The sequence below is a fragment of the Acidobacteriota bacterium genome (assembly GCA_028875725.1).
GTDB lineage: Bacteria > Acidobacteriota > Thermoanaerobaculia > Multivoradales > Multivoraceae > Multivorans.
This window is the reverse complement of sequence record JAPPCR010000019.1, coordinates 105752-119310: the sequence shown is the minus strand read 5'-3', so window position 1 is coordinate 119310 and position 13559 is coordinate 105752. Positions and strand designations below refer to the sequence as shown.

General features: G+C 69.3%; 15 protein-coding genes and 2 tRNA genes. 4 read left to right on the top strand and 13 right to left on the bottom strand.

All coding sequences use genetic code 11. The features are described 5' to 3' along the window. From clpX to OXI49_15030, 12 genes are all read right to left on the bottom strand, one after another. Nucleotides 1–1236, bottom strand: coding sequence for an ATP-dependent Clp protease ATP-binding subunit ClpX (gene clpX, locus OXI49_15085; GenBank protein ID MDE2691834.1), 1236 nt, complete (start codon nt 1234–1236; stop codon nt 1–3). Nucleotides 1237–1368: 132 nt separating this feature from the next. Beyond that, entirely contained in the window at nt 1369–1956 is a 588-nt protein-coding gene (locus OXI49_15080) for an ATP-dependent Clp protease proteolytic subunit (GenBank protein ID MDE2691833.1), read from the bottom strand. Between the two features lie 6 nt (nt 1957–1962). Then, nucleotides 1963–3321, bottom strand: a complete 1359-nt coding sequence (tig, locus tag OXI49_15075; GenBank protein MDE2691832.1) for a trigger factor — start codon at nt 3319–3321, stop codon at nt 1963–1965. A 133-nt stretch (nt 3322–3454) separates the two neighbouring features. Beyond that, a tRNA-Leu gene (locus OXI49_15070) sits at nt 3455–3536 on the bottom strand. Nucleotides 3537–3571: 35 nt separating this feature from the next. Further along, a tRNA-Lys gene (locus OXI49_15065) sits at nt 3572–3647 on the bottom strand. A gap of 71 nt (nt 3648–3718) precedes the next feature. Then, entirely contained in the window at nt 3719–3940 is a 222-nt protein-coding gene (gene thiS / locus OXI49_15060; GenBank protein MDE2691831.1) for a sulfur carrier protein ThiS, read from the bottom strand. Further along, a complete protein-coding gene (rsfS, locus tag OXI49_15055) occupies nt 3918–4370 on the bottom strand; it encodes a ribosome silencing factor (GenBank protein ID MDE2691830.1) in 453 nt (150 codons plus the stop codon). Before rsfS ends, thiS begins: the two co-directional genes overlap by 23 nt. Further along, entirely contained in the window at nt 4367–4960 is a 594-nt protein-coding gene (gene nadD / locus OXI49_15050; protein ID MDE2691829.1) for a nicotinate (nicotinamide) nucleotide adenylyltransferase, read from the bottom strand. The genes rsfS and nadD overlap by 4 nt, the downstream gene beginning before the upstream one ends. Next, complete coding sequence (gene obgE, locus OXI49_15045; GenBank protein MDE2691828.1) at nt 4957–6018, bottom strand: GTPase ObgE; 1062 nt, start codon at nt 6016–6018, stop codon at nt 4957–4959. Before obgE ends, nadD begins: the two co-directional genes overlap by 4 nt. Nucleotides 6019–6042: 24 nt before the next feature. Beyond that, on the bottom strand, nt 6043–6300 hold the full coding sequence (gene rpmA, locus OXI49_15040; protein MDE2691827.1) for a 50S ribosomal protein L27: 258 nt from the start codon (nt 6298–6300) through the stop codon (nt 6043–6045). A 31-nt stretch (nt 6301–6331) separates the two neighbouring features. After that, nucleotides 6332–6661 carry a 50S ribosomal protein L21 gene (gene rplU / locus OXI49_15035; GenBank protein ID MDE2691826.1) on the bottom strand — a complete coding sequence of 110 codons (330 nt, stop codon included), beginning with the start codon at nt 6659–6661 and terminating at the stop codon, nt 6332–6334. Between the two features lie 111 nt (nt 6662–6772). Further along, nucleotides 6773–8155, bottom strand: coding sequence for a HAMP domain-containing sensor histidine kinase (locus OXI49_15030; protein ID MDE2691825.1), 1383 nt, complete (start codon nt 8153–8155; stop codon nt 6773–6775). Between the two features lie 32 nt (nt 8156–8187). Here OXI49_15030 and OXI49_15025 point away from each other — a divergent pair, with 32 nt between their 5' ends. Genes OXI49_15025 through queA form a run of 4 tightly spaced genes read left to right on the top strand, consistent with a single transcriptional unit; the run spans nt 8188 to nt 12833 of the window. Beyond that, nucleotides 8188–9789, top strand: coding sequence for an ABC transporter substrate-binding protein (locus OXI49_15025; GenBank protein ID MDE2691824.1), 1602 nt, complete (start codon nt 8188–8190; stop codon nt 9787–9789). A gap of 16 nt (nt 9790–9805) precedes the next feature. After that, nucleotides 9806–10771, top strand: coding sequence for an ABC transporter permease (locus OXI49_15020; protein ID MDE2691823.1), 966 nt, complete (start codon nt 9806–9808; stop codon nt 10769–10771). Beyond that, nucleotides 10768–11808: an ABC transporter permease gene (locus tag OXI49_15015; protein MDE2691822.1), complete on the top strand. Its 1041-nt coding sequence runs from the start codon at nt 10768–10770 to the stop codon at nt 11806–11808. Before OXI49_15020 ends, OXI49_15015 begins: the two co-directional genes overlap by 4 nt. Further along, the gene (queA, locus tag OXI49_15010; protein MDE2691821.1) at nt 11805–12833 is read left to right on the top strand and encodes a tRNA preQ1(34) S-adenosylmethionine ribosyltransferase-isomerase QueA; all 1029 of its coding nucleotides are present in this window, start codon (nt 11805–11807) and stop codon (nt 12831–12833) included. The genes OXI49_15015 and queA overlap by 4 nt, the downstream gene beginning before the upstream one ends. On the opposite strand, the gene larB is transcribed toward queA, so the two are convergent. Continuing rightward, nucleotides 12791–13555, bottom strand: coding sequence for a nickel pincer cofactor biosynthesis protein LarB (gene larB, locus OXI49_15005; GenBank protein MDE2691820.1), 765 nt, complete (start codon nt 13553–13555; stop codon nt 12791–12793). The two genes, queA and larB, sit on opposite strands and share 43 nt — an antisense overlap. Nucleotides 13556–13559: the final 4 nt, after the last annotated feature.

Genomic DNA, 13559 nt, shown 5'->3' with positions numbered 1-13559 from the left:
CTATCCCGCTTTCTCGTACACGGTCAGCGGCTGAATGCCGTTGACCACCACGTCCTCGTTGATGACGCACTCCTTGACGCCGGCTTCCGACGGCAGGCCGTACATCAGTTCCAGCATCAGCTCCTCGAGGATGATCCGGAGGCCCCGGGCGCCGACGTTGCGTTTCATCGCCTGGCGGGCGACCGCGCGCAACGCCTCGGCGGTGAAGGTGAGCTTGACGTCCTCAAACTCGAACATCGCCTCGTACTGGCGCACGAGGGAGTTCTTCGGCTCGGTCAGGATCCGGACCAGAGCATCCTCGTCGAGCTGCTCCAGGGTCGCCACGACCGGCAGGCGGCCGACGAACTCGGGAATCAGGCCGTACTTGATCAGGTCCTCCGGAAGCACATGGCGGAGCATCTCGCCGGCCCGCCTGTCGCGGTCCTTGATCTCGGCGCCGAAGCCCATCGTCTTCTCGTTCATCCGTCCTTCGATGCGCTCTTCGAGACCGACGAAGGCGCCGCCGCAGATGAAGAGGATGTTCGTCGTGTCGATCTGGAGAAACTCCTGGTGCGGGTGCTTGCGCCCTCCCTGTGGCGGCACGTTGCACTGCGTTCCCTCGAGGATCTTGAGCAGGGCCTGCTGGACGCCCTCGCCCGACACGTCCCTCGTGATCGAAGGGTTGTCGCCCTTGCGGCAGATCTTGTCCACTTCGTCGATGTAGACGATCCCGCGCTGGGTCTTTTCCTTGTCGCTACCGGACGCCTGGTAGAGCTTGAGGATGATGTTCTCGACGTCTTCGCCGACGTAGCCCGCCTCGGTCAGCGTGGTCGCGTCCGCGATCGTGAAGGGGACGCTCAACAGCCGCGCCAGCGTCTGCGCGAGCAGCGTCTTGCCGGTGCCCGTGGGCCCGATCAGGAGGATGTTCGACTTCTGGAGTTCGACGTCGGTCCGCGACCGCTCGCCGAAATCGATTCGCTTGTAGTGATTGTAGACCGCGACGGCCAGCTTCTTCTTGGCCTGCTCCTGGCCGATCACGTAGTCGTCGAGCAGCTTCTTGAGTTCCTGGGGCTTGGGCAGCGCCGCTTCCTGGCGCTGTTCCAGCATCCGGTCCTCGGCGATGATGTCTAGGCAGATGTCGACGCACTCGTCGCAAATGAAGACGGTGGGGCCCGCGATGAGCTTCTTGACCTCTCGCTGGCTCTTGCTGCAGAACGAGCACCTCAGCGCGTCGTCGCCATTGTCCTTCTTCGCCACGATTGGTCGTTCCGGCTCGTTTCTCGCGTCTCGTTCGGCCTGTTCGCACGCGCTCCAGAGGCCGTGCGCACCGTCGGATGCTAGCACGGCCAGGACTCCGGGGCCCGCCGCCGAAGCTCCGTCTGGACTCCGCTACGAGGCTCCGCGGCGCTCGACGACACGGTCGGCGAGCCCGTACTCGACCGCCATTTCCGCGGTGAGGATCTTGTCCCGCTCGGTGTCGGCGTGAACCTCTTTCGTCGACTTTCCGGTGTGCAGCGCGAGCAGTTCGTCGATCCGGCCGCGCATCCGCAGCAGGTCCTGGGCGTGGATGTCGATGTCCGTCTGCTGGCCGCCGAGGCTCTGCACCCAGGGCTGGTGAATCAGCACCCTGGCGTTCGGCAGCACCATCCGTTTCTCCTTCGCGCCACCCGCCAGCAGGACCGCCGCGAAGGACGCGGCCTGGCCGACGCAGAGAGTGGAGACGTCCGGCTTGACGTGCTGCATCGTGTCGTAGATCGCGAAGCCGGCGGTCACCGAACCTCCCGGCGAATTGATGTACAGGGAGATGTCCTTCTCCGGGTTCTCGGACTCGAGGAAGAGCATCTGCGCGATGACCAGGTTCGCCACCTCGTCGTCGATCGCCCTGCCCAGGAACACGATGTTGTCCTTGAGCAGCCGAGAGTAGATGTCATAGGCCCGTTCGCCCCGATTGGTCTGCTCGACCACCATGGGAACCAGCATTGTCTAGTCCTCTCCTTCCGCGGCGGGCTCGTCCGCCGGGGCGGGCGCTTCCTCCGGCGGCGTGTTCGCCGCCAGCAGAGCCTGCACCGTCCGATCCCGCCTCAGTTCGACTCTCAACATCTCCAGGCCGCCGTCCCGCTCCAGCTCGCGGCGCAGCCGGCCGCGGTTCGTGTTGCGGGCACGGGCCATGATTTCCAGCGCCCTCTCGAGATCCTCGGCCGTTGCCTCGACGCCGTCGTCGCGGGCGATCCGGTCGAGCAGGAAGGAGGAATGCGCCCGCTTCTCGGCCTGCGGCCGGATCTCCTCCATCAACTGCTCCCAGGGCAACTGCTGCCGTTCGAGGTCGAACCCCTGGCGAGCCAGGTTGTTCGCGTAGGACCTGGCCATCTGGAGCGCCTCGCGCTCCACGACCGCCGCCGGCAGAGTCACCGGATAGCGCTCCCTCAACTGGTCGAGCAGCGCGTCGGTGCGCTGCTGCCCCGCCTGTTCGGCCTTCTGCGCCTGCACCTGTTCGCCAAGCTGCCGCCGCAGATCGTCGACGGTCTCGATCGTGGCGGCGAGACCGCTCGCCCAGTCGTCGTCCACGTCCGGGAGCTTGCGCTCCAGCACCTCATCGACCTCGATCTCGTAGCTGCGTTGCCGCTCGACATCGTCGTCCGTCTCGGTGCGCGCGAAGTCCGACTTCTGGCCCGCCGACAGGCCGGTCAGGTTGTCCGTGAGTTCGGGCCATGCCCGCTCGTCGCCGAGTTCGAGGTCGATGTCGTGGGTCGCCGGACCGCGCTCGTCCTGATCCTGATCCTGATCGTCTTCGGCGGCCGCTTCCGGAACGTAGCCGGGCAGCGCGGCGCGGTGGATCCTGCCGCGAACCCGGTCGCCGCGAGCCGCCGCCCGGTCGACCGGCACCCAGGTCGAGCGCTGGAGCCGTACCTGCTCCAGGAGTTCGTCGACCTCGGCCTCACTGGGTTCCGTCTCGGGCTGGGGCAGTTCAAAGCTCCGGCTGTCGCCGATCTCGACCTCGGGCTCGACGTCGACGGTCACGGTAAAGCGCAACGGCTGGCCCGGAGCGGCCAGTACCGGCGCCACGCTGGGCGGCAGCATGGCGTGCACGCCGTCCTCCTCGCTCGCCCGTTGCCAGTACTTCGGCGCCAGACGTTCCGAGACGTCCTCGCCGATCGAACCCGCGAACCGCTGCCGCACCAGGTCGAGTGGAGCCTTCCCCTTGCGGAAGCCGTCGATGCGCGCGCGGCGACGGTAGTCCCTGGCGACCCGGAGGTACTCGGCGTCCACCTCGGAGGCGGGCACCTCGATCTCGAACTCCTGGCGGCACACGCCGACCTCCCGCTTGGAGACCACCACAGTCATGACCGAACGGGTTTCTCAGGGAGTTCCGGTTGCGAAGCGGGCAGGATGAGCGGCGGAGTGCGAAAGGGGGACTCTAACCCCTGAACCCTTGCGGGGCCAGATGCTGAGTCCAGGGCCCGACGGTTTCGTGCCGTGCGAAAGGGGGGATTCGAACCCCCAACCCTTTCGGGACTAGATCCTAAGTCTAGCGCGTATACCAGTTCCGCCACTTTCGCCCGATCGTGCCGCGAAAGCCACCGCGGGCGAAGCGTGGTGAGCCGCCTAGGAATCGAACCTAGAACCCACAGATTAAGAGTCTGTTGCTCTGCCAATTGAGCTAGCGGCCCAGCCTCCGCGCCGCCTCTGGTGAGCCGCTCGGGCGGCCGGCAGCGACGGGCGACTATACCCGATCAGCCACTCAACCGCCCTGGACGAAACGGACGATCTCCACCCGATCGCCGTCCTGGAGGCTGATGTCGCCGAACCGTGCACGCGGCACGAGTTCGCGGTTCACCTCGACAGCCACGGTCTTCGGATGCTGATCGAGGCTCGCCAGCAGGTCGAGCACGCTGGCGTCGGCCCCGGGCACGGCCAGTTCCCGCTCCAGACCGTTGACCTCAAGTCGCAGCAGGGACGCCATGCGAGACCGGTCCTCCGTCCGACGCCAGCTCCGCTGTCCGGTCCGGGGCGTCGGACCACAGGCGCTCGAGCCGGTAGAGCTCCCGCCTTTCCGGGTCGAACACATGGACGACCACGTCGCCGTAGTCGAGCAGCACCCACTGACCGCGCCCCGATCCCTCCAGGTGCAGGGGACGGGCGCCGCAGGACCGCAGCCGCCGCTCCACGGCCTCCGCGATCGCGCTCACCTGGCGCGCGTTGGCGCCGTTGCAGATAACGAAGTAGTCCGTGAAGTCGCTGACGTCGGTGAGTTCCAGAACCCGAAGGTCCTGCGCCTTCCGGTCGATCGCCGCGGCAGCGACGGCGCGCACACGCTCCTCGGAGTCAGGGGTCCCCTCGGGACTGGGAGAGATGGCGCCCAACCGGGCCTGGAGCGTCTGCGCTTGCGTCAACGGTACAACCCGTACTTGCGACAGTACCGCAGCACGGCGGCGGGCATCAAGCCGGCATCCACCTCCTCGCCCCGGGAAAGCCGGCGGCGGATCGAGCTGGACGAGACATCGACCGAGCGATGCCGGACCAGATCGAAGCCGCGCGCGCCCTCGACCGCCGCGCGCACCGCCGGATCCAGGCCCCGTTCGCCCGGCCGTGCCAGAACGACCAGCCTGACGGCGCCGATCAGGTCTTCAAATCGCCGCCAGGCCATGAGGTCGTTGAAGCTGTCGACGCCGAGCAGCAGGTGCAGGTCGGCCTCCGGGTTCTCGACCACGTAGCGCTCCACCGTGTCCACCGTGTACGCGGTCCGGCCAAAATCGAGTTCCGCGTCCGAGACGACGAGCTCGGGGTAGGGCAGGAGCGCCAGTTCGACCATCGTGTTCCGCACGAGCGCAGGCGCCCTCGTCCCTCGGGGCTTGTGCGGAGGACAGGCGGTCGGCAGGTAGTGGACGACGTCCAGGTCCAGGAGTTCCCGCGCGGCGAGCACCGGCAGAACGTGCCCGTTGTGGATCGGGTCGAAACTGCCACCAAACAGGCCCATCCTCATGGCGAGGTAACTCCCGCGGAAGCCTCGTCGCCGGCGGAGTCGGCCACATCCAGGAGGAGGCGCAGTTCGCGCACCAGGCGGTCAAGCCCGGTACCCGCGACGGCCGAGATCTCGAGAGACCGTACTCCCTCCCTTCGCGCCAGGGCGGCCAGGTCGCGTCGCCGGTCCGGTTCCGCGATGTCGAGCTTCGAACCGCAGAGGATCCGGGGCCGGCGAAGGAGATCCTCGTTGAAGGCGCCAAGCTCGGCGGAGATCGTGTCGAAGGCCGCCTGGACCGCACCCGCTCCCTCCTCGGGCTGCGGCCCGAGGTCGACCAGGTGCAGGAGGACACGGCAGCGTTCCACGTGGCGCAGAAAGCGGGTTCCGAGGCCGGCGCCCTGGGCGGCGCCGGCGATCAGTCCCGGCAGATCGGCGATCACGAAGGGTTCCGCCTCGACCGGAATCGCCGGCGGCCCAACCACGCCAAGCTGGGGCACGAGCGTCGTGAAGGGATAGTCGGCGATCTTCGGTTTCGCGGCAGTGAGCCTGCTGATGAGGGTCGACTTGCCCGCGTTCGGCAGGCCGACGACGCCAATGTCGGCGAGCAGCTTCAGTTCCAGGCGCAGGCGGCGCTGCTCGCCCGGTCTTCCCGTTTCCACGCGCCTCGGCGCTCGCTGGCGCGCGCTCTTGAAGCGGGCGTTGCCGCGCCCACCGGCGCCGCCGCGCGCGACGACGAGCTGGTCGGACTCGGTCAGGACCTCGCCCAGGGGCTCGCCGGTGGCAGCGTCATGGACCTCGGTTCCGAGCGGCACCGGAATGACGAGATCGCTGCCGCTCCGACCGGTCTTGTTCGACCCCTCACCGTGCCTTCCCCGCTCGGCGTGGTACGCGGCCGGAAAGCTGAGACGGTAGAGGGTGCCGAGCCCGGACGAGCCGACCAGAACGACATCGCCGCCGCTGCCGCCGTCGCCGCCGGACGGGCCGCCCTGCGGCACGAACTTCTCGCGCCGGAAGGCCAGACAGCCGTCTCCGCCGGAACCCGCGAGGACATCGATGACGGCCTCGTCGATGAAGTGCATGAGCCGCTCCCCGCGGCGCCACTACTACCCGGCCGGATGGACGTTGACCACCGTGCCGCGCCGGCCGCGGTTGCGGAACTCGACCACGCCGTCCGCCCGTGCGAAGAGGGTGTCGTCGCCGCCGCGTCCCACGTTCTCGCCGGGAAAGAAACGGGTGCCCCGCTGGCGCACGATGATCGTGCCGCCGGTCACGCTCTCGCCCGCGTAACGCTTCACGCCCAGGTTCTTGGGGTTGGAATCGCGGCCGTTGCGGCTCGAACCCTGGCCCTTCTTGTGCGCCATCTCTTTCGACCTCCGTTGCTCCGGCGAGCGGCTATGCCCCGCCGGATCGTTCGATCGCTTCTATCCGGAAGCGCTGCAACTCCTGGCGGTGCCCGCGGCGCCGCCGGTAGCCCTTCCGGCGCTTGAACTTGAACACGACGATCTTCGGGCCGCGCAGGTCGCTCACGAGCTGCGCCCGCACCCTGGCACCCTCGACGACGGGCTCACCGATTTCGGTTTCGCCCTTGCCGCCGCCGATCATCAGCACCCGGTCGAAGACCACCTCCGAACCGGCCTCGGCGCCGCCGAGGCGTTCCAGGTCGACAACATCGCCTTCCTCGACCCGGACCTGCTTGCCGCCGGTCTCTATCACTGCGTACATCGTTCTCTCTCAGCGGCGCGCCGATCGTTCAGCGCACCGAGTATCGTCATCCGCGCTACGCCGCCACAGCGGCATTTCGGCGGCCGACAGTAGCACCCGCCCAACGAAACATCAATGGTCGGTGGGACCCGACACCTCGCGTTCCGCACGCCGCCTCGCCGCCCTCGGCGGCCGCGACGGACCCGGCGACAGCGGCAACTCGACCTCGAAAGTCGCGCCCTCGCTCCCGCCCTGCCGAACCCGCGCCTCCCCGCCGTGAGTGGCGGCAATGCGGCGGACGATCGCCAGACCCAGGCCGGTGCCGCCGCGACGCCCCGAGTGGAACAGGTCGAACACCCTCTCGCGGTCTGCGGGGTCGACTCCCGGCCCGTTGTCGCCGACCGCCAGCACGACCGATCCCGGCCGGACTTCCGCCTCGAGGCGGAGAACGGGACGATCGCAGTCGCTCATCGCCGCCACCGCATTGTCGATCAGGTTCAGCAGCAATTGGTTCATCTGCTCGCGGTCGACCTGGAGGGGGACGCCACCGCTGCGATCGTCGATCTCGACGGGTATGCCGGCGGACCGGAGCTTGCCGGCCACCACCTCGGCGCCGTGGCCCAGGAGTTCGGACGCGGTCGTCTGCTCGAGCTTCAGTTCGTCCGGACGCGCATAGCTCAGGAAGTCGGACACCAGGCGCTCCAGGCGACCGACTTCTGAACGCGTGATCGCGACCAGACGCTCCGAGGAACCCGCCTGCATCTCTTCCTGGAGCATCTGCATGTTCAGGTTCAACGAGTTCAGGGGACTTCGGATCTCGTGCGCGAGGCCGGAGGCGAGGGTGCCGACGTAGGCCATCTGTTCCGCCTCCTGCGCCTGACGCTCGGCCAGGGCGGTCCGCCTCGAAAGGCGGCTGTAGAGCAGGTAGCCGGCCACGAACAGCGCGACGGTCAACACCGCGACGATCGCGGTCTGGCGCAGCAACTCACGGCGCAGGGTCACGAGCCTCTGCTGCAGCTCGCTGCGCGAGATCCCGATCTGGAAGGTGCCTACCGTGCCGACCGGTACCGTCACGATCTCGTAGGGCACCTGGTTGGTCACCGTCTCCGCGACCAGCGACGGCGACTCCAGGTTCGGCGGGCTTCCGACGTCGGTGCGGGTTTCGTCCCGGCGATTGCGGAACACCAGGTGACCCTCGCTGTCGAAGACCTCGACGGTCTCGACGATGTCGCGCTGCACCAGCACGGAATCGATGTAGCTGCGCGTCTCCGATTCGGTCGCCATCGCCGTGTACAGGTCGCGACCGGTGCTCTCCACCCGGCCCGCGATGCGCTCGGCGAGGTCCTCCGCCTCCGTCCGGGCCTCGATCACGATCCGGTTCAGCTCCCGCTCGGACAGCGACCGGAAGATCAGCCAGCCGAACAGGGCGAGGTCGGCGAGAACGAAGGCGCCGAGGACCGCCGCCCAGGCGCGCCGGCGCCGTTGACCTCCGTCCCTGCCGATCCAGTCCCACACGCTCGAACGGTACAAGACAGCCGCGGTGTACGATGATTCCCGTGGTTGCGATGCGGCTCCTGGCGGCGGCCGGACTGGCTGCCATGCTCGGTTGGAGCTGCGCTTCCGACATCCCGCGGGACACGACGCGCCTCACCGTCGGCATGCGCTTCGAGTATCCGACGCCGAACGAGTTGATCGGACCCGCGACACTCACGTACAGCGCGATCGGCAACCAGTTCTTCCTGCCGCTGATGGCGGAACGACCGGACTTCCGCGACGGTCCGCCGACCTGGGCGCCCGCTCTGGCGGCCGACTGGGAGTTCTCCGAGGATCGCCTGCAACTCACCGTGCGGTTGCGTCAGGACGCGCTATGGAGCGACGGCGAACCGGTGACGGCCGAGGATGTCCGGTTTAGCTGGCTCGCTCAGACCGACGCGAACGTCGCCTGGGACTACTCGTTCTCCAAGGAGTCGATCGCCGACGTCGAGGTGATCGACGCCGGAACGGTGCGCTTCCACCTCGACGCCGCCCTGCCCACCGTGCTGGCCGACGTCTCGACCGGACTCATCCTCCCGAAGCACGCCTGGGAGCAGCGGCCCTTCGCCGAGTGGCGCAGCGACCCCGGCTGGTTCTTCGAGAACCTGGTCACCAGCGGCCCCTTCCTGCTGGAGAACCGGACGCCCGGCCAGGAACTCGTGCTGGGCCGGAACCCCGACTACTTCGAAGACGGTTTCCCGCGGGTCGAACGCGTCGTCCTGCGTACGGCCAGCGATGGCGCCGCGCTCACCAACCTGCTCCTTGCGGGCGAAGTCGACGTCGCCACCGGGCTCGGAGCAACCGACGCGCAGCGGATCGCGAACCAGCCCGGCCTCCGCCTGATCGCCTACTCCAACCGTCAATTCACCTTCGTGTCATGGAACACCCGAAGGCCCTGGTTCCAGGACGCGGAGACCCGTCGAGCCCTGGCCATGGCGATCGACCGCCAGGCGATGGTGGACACCCTCTGGCATGGCTACGCCGAAGTCGGTACCAGCCCCATCATCTCGAGCGTCTGGGCGCACAACGCCGGGCTTGAACCCTGGCGCTACGACCCGCCCGCCGCCCGGGACGGGTTGGCCGCCGCTGGCTGGACCGATGGCGACGGAGACGGCATCCTCGAGCGCGACGGCGTACCGTTCCGGTTCGAGCTGGCGACCTTCGCCGGCGCCCCCGCCCGTTGGGACGCGATGCAGATGATTCAGGCCGACCTCCGCGCGGTCGGCATCGACGCCCAGCCCCGCCGCGTCGAACCAGGTGCCCTGATTCAGCGGATGCGCGACAAGGACTTCGACGCCGCGGCCTCCGCCTTCGCGATCGACACGAGTCTCGACCTCCGCTACGCCTTCCACAGCCAGTCGATCCCCGGCGGCGACAACTACGCCGCGTATGCCCAGCCCGAAGTAGATCTCCTGCTCGACAGCTTCGCCACCCGCCTCGACCCCTCGGCGGGCCTGGAAGACCTCCACCGACTGCAGCGCATCCTGCACGAGGATCAACCGATGCTGGTGCTGTGGGAACCGTTGACTCTGGCGGCCTTCAACGAGGAACTCGAAGCGGTGGAGCCGAACGCGCTGAGCCCGCTCGCAAACCTCCTGGAATGGGCGTGGCGTTGAACCTGCGACCACGCTGGTGATCCGCTTCGTCCTGCGCCGCCTGCTGGCCGCGGCGGTGCTCTTCCTGATCGTCCTGACTCTGGCCTTCGCCGTCGTGGCGCTGGCTCCCGGCGATCCGATGGCGCCCTCCGACCCACGGATTCCGCCAGAGCAGGCGGAGCGGTTGCGGGCGCTCTACGGGCTCGACCAGCCCCTTCCCGCGCAGTATCTCCGTTGGCTGGGAGCGGTCGTCCTGCACTGGGACTGGGGGCAGTCCTACCGAACCGGTCAGCCCGTGGCGGAACTTCTGTTCGATGCCCTGCCGCCCACCCTCCTGCTGGCCGGCGCGGCCCTGGTCGCCCAGTACCTGCTCGGCATCGGCCTCGGCCTGATCGCGGCTTCCCGACCGAACTCGCGTCTCGACCTGAGCGTGCGCGTCGCGAGCCTGGTCGTTTACGCCCTGCCCACGTTCTGGGTCGGCCTGATGGCGATCCTCGTGCTGGCGGTGGGCCTGGGTCTGGCGCCGGCCGGCGGCATGACCTCCGCCGCCGCCTTCGAACTCGGGCCGGTAGCCGCCGCTCTCGACGTGCTGGCGCACCTGTGGCTTCCGGCCCTGGTCCTCGGCCTGTCGATGGCCGGCGACATCGCCCGCTACACCCGGAGTTCGCTGATCGAGTTCCAGGCCACCGAGGCCGGTCGCGCGGCCCGGGCCCGCGGCCTGTCCGAGACACGGATCCTGCTCGTTCACGGCCTGGCCCACGCCGCTCCGCGCCTGCTTCAGCTCGCCTCTGTATCGGCTCCGCTCCTGCTTTCCGGCGCCGTGGTGGCCGAAGTCGTCTTCGCCTGGCCCGGCCTCGGCACCGCGACACTCCTGGCGATCCAGTCGGGTGACATTCCCGTGGTCCTCGCGGCCACCGCATACGGCGCCGTCCTGGTCATCGCCGCGTCGCTTCTCGCGGACCTACTCCTCACCCGCCTGGACCCGAGGATCCGGGTGGAATGAGGCGGTCTACCCTGCCGGCGACGGCCCGGACCGGAGCCGGAGTCCTCGTCTCTCTGGCCCTGCTCGCGGCAACCGCCCCCCTGCTCGCGCCGCACGACCCCGCGGAGCAGCTCGACGCCTCCGAATCGAGCCGACGGCCGCCGCTGTCCTCCCTTCTCGTCGTGCGCACGCTCGACAGCGAGCCGCTGCTGGCGGAACGGGTGACGGTCGACGGCAACGACCTGGTCCTCGACCGGCGCTCGGGTTCGCTTCGCCTCCCGCTCGGTTCCGTAACCAACTACCGCGAGGAGGGCATCGCCGAGCGGCGGAGGAACTGGCTGGGCAGCGACGCGCTGGGGCGCGACGTCCTTTCGCGTCTGCTGCACGGCTCGCGCGTGTCGTTGACCATCGGTTTGCTGGCCGCGTGCCTCGCGCTGACCGCCGGCACCCTCGTCGGCTCCTGCGCCGCGATCGGCGGCCGCTTCGTCGACCAGACGCTGATGCGCACGGTGGACGGCCTGCTCTGCTTCCCCCACCTGGCCCTGGTGCTCCTGCTGGCGGCGCTCTACCGGCCCGACACGACGCTCCTCGTGCTGCTGATCGGCGGCACCGGCTGGATGGGTCTCGCGCGCCTGGTCCGGGCCGAACTGTTGCGGCTCAAGCAGGAACGGTTCGCGCTCGCCGCCGCGGCCGCCGGGCGTTCACCGGCCGGTGTGCTCATCCGCCATCTGCTGCCGAACGCGACGACGCCCCTGCTGGTCGACGCAAGCCTCAGGGTGGGGGCCTGCATCCTGGTCGAATCGGCGCTCTCCTTCCTGGGACTCGGCGTACAGCCGCCGCAGCCAAGCTGGGGTTCGATGATCGCCGACGGCCAGGGTCACCTGGCCACGGCATGGTGGATCGCCGCGTTTCCCGGCCTGATGGTCGTGGCCGCCGTGCTGGGCTCGAGCCTGCTCGCCGACGGCCTGAGCGACCGCCTCGCCGGCCTGGGGACCGGCGGCCACGGGACTCGCCGGCGCTCACCGTGGGCGATCCGTACGTGGCTAGGTCAGGCATGACCGGCGGCAAGCTCCGGACCTCGGACTTCGACTACGACCTGCCGCCGGAAGCGATCGCCGGGTACCCCGGAGAACGCGGCGAGAGCCGACTGCTGGTGCTCGGCCGGACCACCGGGAAACGGCGCTTCGCCGACCTGCCGAAGCTGCTCGATCCCGGCGACCTGCTCGTCGTCAACGACACCCGGGTCATCCCGGCCCGGCTGCGGGCCCGCCGGCCGACCGGCGGCCGGGTGGAGATCCTGCTGGTGGAGCGGGAAGGGCCAGCCTCCTGGTGGTGCCTGCTCCGCCCCGGCCGCCGCTTGCCCCCGGGGGCGCCTCTGGCGATCGAGGGCGGCCCGTCGGCCACGGTCGACGAACGCGCGGACGGACGTTTCCGGCTGACATTCGAACAGCCGATCGAGCCGCTCCTTGCGGAGATCGGCGAGACACCCCTGCCCCCGTACATCGACCGGCCGGTCGAGCCGCGGGACCGGGAGCGCTACCAGACGATCTACGCCGCGCGGCCGGGCGCTGTCGCGGCGCCAACCGCCGGCCTCCACTTCACCCCGGCGCTCCTGGGAGCGCTCGAACGCCGCGGAGTCCGGCGGGCGAGCCTCACGCTGCACGTAGGCCCGGGCACCTTCCGACCGGTCAAGACGGAGAACCCGGAGGCGCACGTGATGGAGTCCGAGCGCTTCGAGATCCCGGAGGCCACCGCCGAAGCGGTCGCCGCCGCACGCCGAAGCGGGCGCCGGGTGGTGGCGGTGGGAACGACCGTCGTCCGATCGCTCGAGACCGCGGCGTCAACGGACGGACTGGTCGCCGCCGGCGCCGGCCGGACCGGGCTCTACATCCGTCCGGGCTACGAGTTCCGCGTCGTCGACCGGTTGATCACGAACTTCCACCTGCCCCGCTCCACCCTGCTCATGCTGGTCTGCGCCTTCGCCGGCCGCCGCCGCACCCTGGACGCGTACCGCCAGGCGATCGGGAGCGGCTTTCGCTTCTATTCGTACGGCGACGCGATGCTGGTCGACAGAATGCGGTGAGCCAGCGCCGCCGCGCCGAAGCCGTTGTCGATGTTGACGACGGCGATGCCCGGGGCGCAGGCCGTGAGCATGGTCAGCAACGGCCCGATCCCCTCGAAGCTCGCGCCGTAGCCGACGCTGGTCGGAACCGCCACCACCGGACAGGGCACCAGTCCGGCGACCACCGTCGGCAGGGCGCCGTCCATTCCCGCCACGACCACCGCCACATCGGCCCGGCGGAGAGAATCGATCGAGTCGAGCGCGCGCTGAATGCCGGCGACGCCGACATCCCGGATCCGCTCGACTTCGTGCCCCAGCCACTCGCTGCACGACGCGGCCTCCTCCGCCACCGGAAAGTCCGACGTACCGGCGCTCAGCACCGCGACCCGTCGCCCGGACGGCGGCCCGAAGCGGCCGGCGCTCCAGATCCTCGCGCGCGGCTCGAAGCGGCCGTCAGGGATCGCGGCGCTGAGCAATTCCGCGGCCGCCGCCTCCACTCGTGTGACCAGCACGCGGCCCGAGTCCGCCACCATCGCTTCGACGATCCGAACCAGCTCGTCGTCGCTCTTGCCCTGAGCGAAGACGACCTCGGGCAGGCCGGTCCGGCTTTCCCGATCGAGGTCGAGCCTGGCCGCCCCCAGGTCCAGGTAGGGCAGACGCGCCACGCGTTCGTGCGCGTCCTCCGGTGAGATGTCGCCGGCGGCTACGCCTCGCAACAGCTCGAGGAGTCGCTCCCGCTCCATCGCG